We start from the raw sequence: 11,114 nt of genomic DNA, 5'->3' as shown, positions 1-11,114 counted from the left end.
TTGTTGGAAGCGATGTCCGTTGCGTTCTTCTCAATCGCCGTCTTGTTGGAAGCGATGTCCTTTATGTTCTTGTCAATGGCCGTCTTGTTGGCGGCAATGTCCGTTGCGTTCTTCTCAATCGCCTTTTCATTGGTACCGACCATGTCAGTCAATTCAGAAACCACACTTGCATCTGCCTTATCTGCTATCGCATCCGTGTTCGCTTTTACCTGCGTGTCCAGCGCTTTCAGGTTCGCGGCTGTCGTATTCGCTTTCTTCACATACGTGCCGTTGGCGGGACGTACTTCCGTATATACCTTTCCGCCGGTTACAAGACCCGCATCACCGCTCGCTACCGCACCGGTGCCTAACTTCGTCCCCCAGGCTGTCGCGTCAATGTTGGAAGCGTCCACCATAGCTGCATCCGTAATACCATAACCGGACAACGTGGTTGCCTTATCTGCTTTGCCTGCAATCGCAGTTGCATTGGTTTTCACCTGTGTATCCAGCGCAGACAGGTTTGCCGCCGCACTGTTGGCAGCCAGAATGTAATTGCCATCGGAAGCCACACGAGTTTCAGCCTGAATTGCCGTGAACACCGTACCGCCTGTGACAACGCCCGTATTACCGGCAGCCACGGCGCCATCTTTTTTCAGGTTTAATGTTCCGGAATCAAATATAAAGTCACCCGTGTTTGCTTTTACGCTAATCGTATTATTCGATGTATCAATCGCAATGCCGTCGCCTGCCGTGTAGGCAGTTCCGCCGCCTGCACCGGCCACCGCAGCGGTCAGCTGGGCCACGTTGACCGCATCGGTATCCGCAGAACCTGCTGCCACACCGGTGATCTGACGGGTGACAGTGCTATCATTACCTACCGCAATTGCGTTGTGGGTTGATCTCCATACTTTTGACGTCGCGCCCGAAGTATTGAACGCAGCTGTATAGGCGGTCGTTGCGTAGTTTGCCCTGTTTGCCACCGCTCCGCTGCCTAATGCAACGGTATCGGCCAGGCTTGCTTTTGCACCCACACCTATTGCGGCGGAGTTTGCTGCAGCAGTTTCCGTAACACCGCCTAACGCTGCCAAAGAGTTTTTGGCGTACGCCGTAGAACTTATGCCTAAGTATGAATCTCCGCCAAATGCTGTAGAAAACTCACCGATTGCTTGTGCTCTATTTCCCCACGCAGTAGAACCGTCACCGCTGGCGGTTGTTTTATAACCAAATGCTGTTGAAAAATTACCACTGGCAATTACGTATTGATTACTCTGTCCTTGACCCCAGGCAGTTGCAGCATAACCAGTAGCCTTTGTATACGCGCCAAATGCTGTAGCTAATCCACCTCCACCAGATTCATTATTTATTCCTGCGATTGTGTTTTGTCCCCATGCTATTGAAGCATAACTCAAAGCTTGTGTTCCGTACCCAAATGCTGTTGAATAATTACCCGCGGCTTTTGTCGAATAGCCCCATGCACTGGCATAAGTTCCGGTTCTGGTCACTCCGCTGCCGTATACATGCAATGCATCGGTTCCCCCACCAGCATCGGCCACCGCAGCAGTCAACTGTGCCACATTGACTGCGTCTGTGTCTTCCTTACCTGCCGCCACGCCGGTGATCTGACGGGTGATATTATTCGATGCATCACCTACCGCAATAGCATTTTTGGTAGATGTCCATACACTTTCTTTACCGGTCGGTACAGTTGAAGGTATATATGCGCCCGCAACACCGGAACCAATGTTTGCAACCGCTCCGCTGCCTAATGCAACGGTATCGGCCAGGCTTGCTTTTGCGCCCTTACCGATTGCGGCGGAATTTGTTGCAGCAGTTTCCGTAACACCTCCTAACGCAGCCAAAGAGTTTACAGCATTCGCTGTAGCCGCTGTACCTACTGTGGTGCTTCCATCTCCGCCAAATGCAGTGGAATAGTCACCTATTGCTTGTGATTGATTTCCCCACGCAGTTGCGGCAAACCCGGTTGCTTGAGCTGCATAACCCCACGCAGTAGAATCTTCATTAGTTGCTTTTGTTCCGTGTCCCCAAGCCGTTGAATAATTGCCACTGGCGGTTGCCCAATAACCAAAAGCAGTTGCATTAACGTTTAAAGCCGTTGTACTGTCGCCCCATGCAGTTGCCTGATTGCCTAAAGCTTTTGTAGTCGAACCCCACGCCGTAGCATTGTTACCAGACTTTTGAGTGTTAACGCCATTAATTTCAATTGTAGCAGAACCCGCTGTCGTTCCATCACCCCACGCAGTAGAACCTCTTGTATTGGCAGTCGTCTTTATGCCAAACGCCGTGGAAGCTTCGCCGCTGGCCGTACCACCTTTCGCATTATTTGAAGGTTCGTTAAAATAACCGCCCCAGGCAGTTGCGCCTGCGCCAGAGGCAGTTGTATTATATCCAAATGCAGTTGAACGATTACCGCTGGCTACCGTTTTATTATTGTTATCATACCCACCACCCCAGGCGGTCGCATATTCTCCACTGGCAACTGTCAAGTTTCCCCAGGCAGTAGATCCCTGTTTGCTTGCAATGGTTTCAACACCCCAGGCAGTTGCATAAGCTATGTAAGTATCATCAGGATGAGTAGTATCGCCCGCAATGGTGCCCTGCCCCCAGGCAGTAGCGCCATAGCCTATTGCATTTGTACAATCACCCCAGGCTGAAGCTAATGTTCCACCTGCACTTGTGCCATGCCCTTTTATCGTTGCACCATCACCATCCGGAGATGCCCACGCCACAGGCATGCTGTAACCTGCTGTCAGATACGCGCCCAGCAGCAAGGCGCACAGTACCCGCGCCGCCTGCCTGCTGCCGGCAGCGCCGCCGGTTACGGAAGTACGATCCTTCCCGTTGCGTTTTGCGATTTCACTCACCGCTACATAACAGTTCCTCGTTTTGCTCCAGATTACTTTGTAGATTTTGTTCATGGTAGCCTCTCCTTTGCAGCACTATGATTTTTACAAATCTGCGGCGTAACACATTTCCTTTCTTCACTGCCCGCAGATTTTTAATACATCTTTCCATTAAGATGCAAAATGCAATACTGTTTTCCAAATTATTATATAATATTTTTCAAGAAATTAAAACCTCTTAAACTCATTTGTCAATGACAATTTTAAATATAAAAGTGTCATTCTTATCATTTTTTGTTTTCCTGCGGCAAAATCCGCGGTCAGCGGGCAAAACGTTATGCCCCCGCTTTCTTCCAGTTTGACAGTTGTGTCTTACGGCTTCGCCTTTACAGACATATAAACTGTCTATCTTATATATTAAAGAGTGCGTGGGGTCAAATCCCAGTATTCATGCGGCCTGGCAAAAAAAATCCGGGTGTTTTTTCCCCCGGGAACGTTCAAAAGTCACGATTAATGTTAAACCCAGCGCCGTGAACGGTGTGCGCGAAACCGTTCACGGCGCTACAGTTAACAGAAGAGCTTTAAGAAACAAATTGCCCCACGAATGCCGTTCATCTTCAAGGTATTGAACCTGCATGTGCAGGTGGGTGCCTTACCGCCAGTCGCAAAAGTCCACTCGAAGGAGGCCGGTTTTTGAAAGGCGCGACATCAGGCTCCCTTAGTAAATTCGTTGGCTCAGCACGTAGAAAGATGTAACGAACATCGCAGGGTAACTTTTAAAAGTTTATGAAATTTTCCGTTTGCAGGCTTACGTTCCGTTAAGCCGGAATCGTTGACCGGCCTGCAAATCCTTACACTTATATAATAACAGACCCGGAGCATTTTTTCAATGCTCCGGGCCTTAATTTTACTGTTTTTTCTCTTTTGCCAGCAACGACAGGCGGATGTGTAATTCACGCAGCTGCTTTTCGTCAACCACGTTAGGCGCTTCGCTCATCATGTCGTTGGCGTTCTGCGTCTTCGGGAACGCGATGACATCGCGGATGGAAGGACGTTTTGCCATCAGCATGATCATACGGTCCAGACCGAAGGCCAGACCTCCGTGGGGAGGCGCGCCATACTCAAAGGCCTGCATCATGAAACCGAATTTTTCCTGCGCTTCTTCATCGGTGAGACCGATGGCTTCAAAAATTGCATTCTGTACGTCGCGGCGATGGATACGGATGGAACCGCCGCCCAGTTCGACACCGTTCAGCACCATATCGTACGCTTTGGCATACACCTTGCCGGGGTTGGTCTTTAACAGCGGCAGGTCTTCGTCGCAGGGAGATGTAAACGGATGGTGCATGGCTACCCAGCGTTTGTCGTCCTCGTTCCACTCAAACATCGGGAAGCGGGTCACCCAGGTAAAGCACAGCTTGTCTTTATCGATCAGGTTCATGCGTTTTGCCATTTCAATACGCAGCGCGCCCAGCGCCTGGGCCACGGTAGCCGGCTTGTCCGCCACAAAGAGCAGCAGGTCGCCCGGTTCCGCGCCGGCGGTTTCTTTAATCTTGTTCAGATGGGCTTCGTCAAAGAACTTGGCAATCGGCGATTTCACGCTTCCATCCGGCTGGATCTGCATCCAGGCCAGGCCTTTGGCGCCGTAGATTGCCACAAAATCTACCAGCCCGTCCAGTTCCCGGCGGGGAATGCTGGCGTCGCCTTTTACGTTGATGGCTTTCACGATGCCGCCATCGGCAATGATATTGTTAAATACTTTGAAATCGGAGCCGGAAACCGCATCCACCATGTTGATCAGGGGCATGTCGAAGCGCAGGTCCGGTTTGTCGCTACCGTATTTGTCCATGGCTTCGTCCCAGGTCATGCGCTGCATGGGACGGGGAATGTCCACGCCCAGCGCTCCTTTGAACACATAAGCGATAAGACCTTCCATCATGTCCATGACATCGTCCATCTCTACAAAGGACATTTCTACGTCCAGCTGGGTAAATTCCGGCTGACGGTCAGCACGCAGATCTTCGTCACGGAAGCAGCGGGCAATCTGGAAATAGCGTTCGTATCCGCCTACCATCAGCAGCTGTTTGAAGATCTGGGGGGACTGGGGCAGCGCGTAGAACTTGCCGGGGTTCACGCGGCTGGGTACCAGATAGTCCCGGGCCCCTTCCGGCGTGCTCTTGCACAGCATGGGGGTCTCGATTTCCAAGAATCCGTTGTTATCCATATAGTCCCGCATCAGCTTGGTTACTTTGTGACGCAGGATCAGGTTGGCCTGCATCTCCGGACGGCGCAGGTCCAGATAACGGAATTTCAGGCGCAGGTTTTCATCGGTGTCGATGCCGTCCTGAATATAAAACGGAGGTGTCTTGGCGCTGTTCAGCACGTTCAGGGTGTGGGCCGCTACTTCAATTTCGCCGGTGGCAATGTTGGGATTAACGGTCTCCGCGTCCCGTTCCCGCACTTTGCCGAAGACCTGGATCACATATTCGCTGCGGATCGCTTCCGCGTTTTTAAAGCTCTCCCCCGCATCCGGGTCGATCACCACCTGGCAGATACCGGAACGGTCCCGCAGGTCAATAAAGATCAGTCCGCCATGGTCGCGGCGTTTGGATACCCAGCCGCACAAAGCTACCTCTTTGCCGGAATCCGCTTTGGTCAGGGTTCCGCAATGATGATCGCGCTTAAACTTTTCACTCATTATTCTGCACCTCTGTTTTTAATATAGTTGTAATCTCAGCAAGAGGAATTTCCCGCTGGTTGTTATCTTTATCTGCTGCCTGCATGTCTCTCAGGGTCACACAATTCCGCGTCAGTTCATCTTCCCCGAAGATCAGCACATATTTCGCGTTTAACCGGTTGGCAGCTTTCATCTGGGCCTTCATGCTGCGCTGCTGGTAATCATACGCTGCGCAGATGCCTGCTTCCCTTAATTTTTCCACTGTTGTGAAAGCAAGAGCCGCGGCTTCCGCTTTCGGCGCAACGGCAAACACATCGATAGCGTCATCCGCAGCGGGAAGCAGATTCTGGCTTTCCAGCGCCAGGATCACCCGCTCCATGCCCATGGCAAAACCGATGCCCGGCGTCGCAGGCCCCCCTACTTCTTCCACCAGGCCGTCGTAACGGCCGCCGCCTAATACGGCGCTCTGGGCGCCCAGGGGCGTGTACTGGATTTCAAACGCAGTCCGGGTATAGTAATCCAGACCGCGCACCAGCGTAGGATCGATGACAAAGTCCACGCCGGAAGCTTTCAGCAGTTCCTGCACTTTTGCAAAATGTTCTTTGCAGTCATCGTCCAGGCATTCTGCCAGCTTTGGGGCTCCTGCCGCAAGCGCATGACATTTCTCATTTTTACAGTCCAATATGCGCATGGGGTTCCGGTCAAAGCGGGAACGGCAGTCCTCGCACAGTTCCTCCAGATGCGGCCGGTAATAATCCTGCAGTCTTTGCCGGTAGGCTGGACGGCATTCCGGACAGCCAACCGTATTGATCTTCAGCTGTAAATCCTTCAACCCCAGTTTCCGCAAAATCTGTACGGCCAGCAGGATGATCTCCGCGTCCGCGTTTGGTCCGGCGGCTCCCAGCAGTTCCACGCCAAACTGGTGGAACTGGCGCTGCCGGCCTGCCTGGGGCCGGTCATACCGGAACATGGGGCCGATATAGAACAGCTTGGCCGGATCCGGTTCCGCATACATTTTGTGTTCAATGAACGCCCGCACGGCCGAGGCCGTATTTTCCGGACGCAGCGTGATGCTCCGTTTGCCCCGGTCAATGAACGTATACATTTCTTTCTCTACAACATCCGTCGTATCCCCGATGCCACGCTGGAATAATTCCGTGTGTTCAAACACCGGGGTACGGATCTCTTTAAAGCCAAAACACCTGCACAGGTCACGCAGGACTCCTTCCACGTAGCGCCAGGCGCCAACCTCCGACGGAAGGATATCCTTGGTGCCGCGCGGCATCGTCGTCAACACCCGAGACTCCCCCTTCAACAATCCAAAACCTGTCATCCTGTTATTAGAAAAAGCAGGATCACAATTTTCCGTTTACGAAAACGGAATTACCTGTTTCACAAATTTACGAATCAATAAACGTTATATATTTTACCACTTTTCACACAGGCTGACAATCTTTCTGTCTAATTGTATGAAAATATTTTTCTGAAATAACATCAGTCCGTGTAATGGGTAAACTTACTGCTTTTTTCCATTTCCAACTGTTCTTTCCGCTGCTGTACCAGCTGGTCATCGACCGGGTCCGTAGTCAGCGACGCGGCAATTTCATCTGTCATAATATCTTCTTCCTCTTCCGCTTTTGCCGGCTCTTCCCCGCCATAATGCCACAGTTCGTCATACAGCACACGGTATACTGCGGCCACCGGCATGGCAAAGAGCATCCCCAGGATACCGAACAGTTTGCCGCCGATCATCAGGGCCAACAGGATTAAAACAGGATGCAGCCTGATTTTCTTTCCCATCACTATGGGTTGGAGCATCTGGCTGTCTATCGTGTAATAGACAGCATAGAAAGCAGCAAGACAAAACGCCGTCTGCGGCGTAGTTGATGTGTAGGCCACAAAGACCGCAGGTATTGCGGAAATCATAGGACCAATGACCGGAATAGTCTCCGCCAGCAGGGCAATAAGGCCAAAGACCAGAGGATAGGGTATTCCCAGTATCAGCAGAACAATGGTTACAGACAGCGCAGCCAGCAGGCTCATCTTCCAGAGGCCTTCTACATACCCGCTGATTGCAACGCCGATCCGGGCCAGCACATGGCTGACCTTGGGACGGGCTTCCGGCGTAAACAGGTCCGTGATCATAGTACAGAGTTTACGCCAGTCTTTCAGAAAATAAAAGGCCAGGAACGGCACGACAATCAGACCTACCAGATTCGCTACCATCTGTACCGTGGAATTTAAAAGGTTCCGCACCACATTGGCCAAAAAGCCCATGATGGAATTAATCGCATCGTTCAACAGTCCTTCCACGTTGGACGGAAGCACAGGCACACTGGCAGAGGGTTCTTTCAAAATACGGAGCAGCGATTTTCCCTGCATCTGCTCCGAATACTCCGGCAGTTTTACAATCAATTCATTGATCTGCCCGAACAGCGGAAGAACCACAAACGAAATCACAATTCCCACAAAAATCGCGGAAGCAATAAACGCAAGGATAATCGCCGCTACCCTGGACGGATGCATGCCGGTCTTACCCAGTTGCAGCCGGGCAAACATCCTCGTCAGGGGATACAGGGCAAATGCCAGGCCAATCGCCAGTAAAATCGGGAACAGGAAAGAACTCATTGCATAAAGAACCGCCGAAACGGCAAAAGCAATGAGGAACTTGATAATCGTATGCTGTTGTATGTAATGAATGTAACTGCTTTTCATTTTATCCTACTGCAAAAACGGATTACGTTTCCTTTCCCATCCCACATTGGTAGCCGGTCCATGCCCCGGCAACAGCATAACATCATCCGCCATGGGCAGAATCTTTTCTTTAATTGACTTCAGCAACTGACTGTAATTCCCGCCGGGCAGATCTGTCCGCCCGATGGACTCCGCAAAAATCGTATCACCGCAGAAGACTGCGTCTTCCACTGCATAACATACGCCCCCCGGCGTATGACCGGGAGTCGCCAGAACTTTAAACCGGAGACCTGCCGCTTCAAATTCATCACCGTCATTTACAATCACATCCGCTGCACCGTAATTTTTAGCTGGCCCGGGAAAGAACATCGAAGTGGAATGGGTCAGCCGATCCGCGTCCCCGGCCGCAATGTACACTTTGGCTTTCGTACCTTCCCGCACCTCTTTCAGCCCGCTGATGTGATCCGCATGACCGTGTGTCAGCAGGATGGCATCGACGGTCAGACCGTATTTTTTTACCACATCCATGATGCGGTCCCCGTCATCGCCCGGGTCCACCATAACGGCCTGCTTCGTTTCTTCATTTTCTGCAAGATAACAATTTGTACAGAGAGGGCCCACTTCCATCAATCTGATTTTCATCGTTTCTTTCCTTTCCCGCCTTCCGCGACAACGCTTCCGGTAGTCAACCGTTCTACACTGTAAATCCCCTGGATTCGTTTAATCCGGCTCATAATGGTTTCCAACTGTCCGATATTGGTAATATCCAGGCCCAGATGAATCGTCGCCATCTTGTTTTTATCAGAATGGCTGCTGATATTATTGATATTGATTTTATTCTCGCTGATGGCCATCATAATGTCCACCATAATGCCCGGCTTATCTGCCGCAATAATCACGATGTTCGCCTTATATACATCATCCGTGGCAACATCCCAGGTCACATCGATAAGGCGGCTCTGTTCCTCCGGATTGTTGGACATGACGTTGGGACAGTCCGTCCGGTGAACGGAGATGCCGCTGCCCCGCGTGATATAGCCAATGACCGGATCTCCCGGTACCGGATTGCAGCACCGGGCCAGTTTGACCATGATACCGTCCTCGCCTTTCACCAGAATACCATGGCTGGACTTGGCCTTGGAAGTCCTGGGTTTCAGTTCCGCCAGCAATTGGGACAGGTCTTTCTTGCTTTGCAGCTGTTTTTGCTGTTCCTGCTTATAGATGTCCACCAGCCGGGACATGATAGCCGTCAGGGTCGTTCCCCCGTATCCCAGGGAAGCCAGCAGTCCGTCCACATCCGGCAGGCGCAGTTTCTCGGCTACGGTTTTCAGTTTATCCTGACTGGCAAATTCTTTATGGTTATAGCCCAGCCGCTTGCATTCCTTTTCCAGCATGTCGCGGCCGCGCTCAATGTTCTCTTCCTTGCGTTCCTTTTTGAACCAGGACTTGATTTTATTGCGTGTATCCGATGAACCGGCAATGTTGATCCAGTCACGGCTGGGACCGGAAGCCTGCTTGCTGGTAATGACTTCCACAATATCGCCGTTGGACAGTTTGTAGTCCAGCGGCACGATACGCCCGTTTACCTTGGCGCCGATACAACGGTTGCCTACATCCGTATGGATCCGGTACGCGAAGTCAATGGGCACAGAGCCTACCGGCAGATCGATGACATCGCCCCGGGGGGTAAACACAAAGACTTCATCCGCAAAGACATCCATCTTTACTGTATTGACAAAGTCTTTGGAATCGCTCATGTCATTGTGCCATTCCAACAGCTGACGCAGCCAGGACAGTTTTTCCGCATAGGTTTTATCCGAACCGGTTGCCACATTGGAACCGCCGCTTTCCTTATAACGCCAGTGCGCTGCGATACCGTATTCGCTGATGCGGTGCATCTCAAAGGTACGGATCTGGATTTCCAGCGGCTGTCCGTTAGTAAAGGCGACCGTGGTGTGCAGGGACTGGTACATGTTGGACTTAGGCACGGCCACATAATCCTTGAAACGGCCCGGGATGGGGCGCCACAGTCCGTGCACAATTCCCAGCGTGCCATAGCAGTCCTTTACCGTGTCCACCAGTACACGGATGGCCAGCAAATCATAAATTTCATTCAGTTCTTTATGATCCCGCATCATCTTTTTATAGATGCTGTAAAAGTTCTTTGGGCGGCCCTGAATCTCACACTTGATATTAACCCTGTCCAGTTCATGGCGCAGAGTTTCCATGGCATCGTTAATCATGGCTTCCCGTTCTTTTCGTTTCGTCTTGACCTGCTCTACCAGATTGTAGTAAAGTTCCGGATCCTGATATCGGAAGGCCATGTCTTCCAGTTCCCATTTTATGGTATAAATACCCAGCCGGTTGGCAAGGGGCGCATAAATCTCCAGCGTCTCCTTGGAAATAGAATGCTGTTTGTGCACCGGCATATATTTCATGGTGCGCATGTTATGAAGACGGTCCGCCAGTTTGATGATAACCACCCTTATATCCTGGGCCATGGCCAGGAACATCTTGCGGTAATTTTCAATCTGCCGTTCCTCTTTTGAAATATATTCGATCTTGCCCAGCTTGGTCACGCCGTCTACCAGCATGGCTACCTTCGCGCCAAACATTTCTTTCAGTTGTTGAAGAGTGGTATCCGTATCCTCCACCACATCGTGCAAAAAGGCGGCAGCCAGCGTTTCCTCGTCCATCTTCATCCGGGCCAGAATATTGGCAACCTGGGTGGGATGGATTATATATGGCTCACCAGAACGCCGTTTCTGTTCTGCATGCTTTTTCGCGGCAAATTCATAGGCTTTCCTGACCAGCGCAATCTGCTTCTCGTCAAGATATGTTTTCAGATATTCAAAAAACTCTTCAATGGTTACATTCTGGTCATCTTTAGCGGGCATACTGTA

At 51.2% G+C, this 11,114-nt stretch carries 6 protein-coding genes and 1 other RNA gene; all 7 read right to left on the bottom strand.

What is annotated here, in order from left to right; all coding sequences use genetic code 11:
• The coding region (locus BM159_RS05050; RefSeq protein WP_281243270.1) for an ESPR-type extended signal peptide-containing protein at positions 1–2,915 on the bottom strand (2,915 nt) is incomplete at its 3' end.
• Between the two features lie 516 nt (positions 2,916–3,431).
• A non-coding RNA gene (gene ssrS / locus BM159_RS05045) (6S RNA) lies at positions 3,432–3,614 on the bottom strand.
• A gap of 133 nt (positions 3,615–3,747) precedes the next feature.
• Complete coding sequence (aspS, locus tag BM159_RS05040; RefSeq protein WP_093913161.1) at positions 3,748–5,538, bottom strand: aspartate--tRNA ligase; 1,791 nt, start codon at positions 5,536–5,538, stop codon at positions 3,748–3,750.
• Entirely contained in the window at positions 5,531–6,814 is a 1,284-nt protein-coding gene (gene hisS / locus BM159_RS05035; protein ID WP_093913160.1) for a histidine--tRNA ligase, read from the bottom strand. Before hisS ends, aspS begins: the two co-directional genes overlap by 8 nt.
• Positions 6,815–7,011: 197 nt before the next feature.
• A complete protein-coding gene (locus tag BM159_RS05030) occupies positions 7,012–8,232 on the bottom strand; it encodes an AI-2E family transporter (protein WP_093913159.1) in 1,221 nt (406 codons plus the stop codon).
• A 6-nt stretch (positions 8,233–8,238) separates the two neighbouring features.
• Positions 8,239–8,853, bottom strand: coding sequence for an MBL fold metallo-hydrolase (locus BM159_RS05025; RefSeq protein ID WP_093913158.1), 615 nt, complete (start codon positions 8,851–8,853; stop codon positions 8,239–8,241).
• The gene (locus BM159_RS05020; RefSeq protein ID WP_093913157.1) at positions 8,850–11,108 is read right to left on the bottom strand and encodes a RelA/SpoT family protein; all 2,259 of its coding nucleotides are present in this window, start codon (positions 11,106–11,108) and stop codon (positions 8,850–8,852) included. The genes BM159_RS05025 and BM159_RS05020 overlap by 4 nt, the downstream gene beginning before the upstream one ends.
• Between the last annotated feature and the right edge of the window lie 6 nt (positions 11,109–11,114).

The organism is Succiniclasticum ruminis DSM 9236, assembly GCF_900112895.1.
Lineage (GTDB): Bacteria > Bacillota > Negativicutes > Acidaminococcales > Acidaminococcaceae > Succiniclasticum > Succiniclasticum ruminis.
This window is presented reverse-complemented; position numbering and strand designations above follow the sequence as displayed.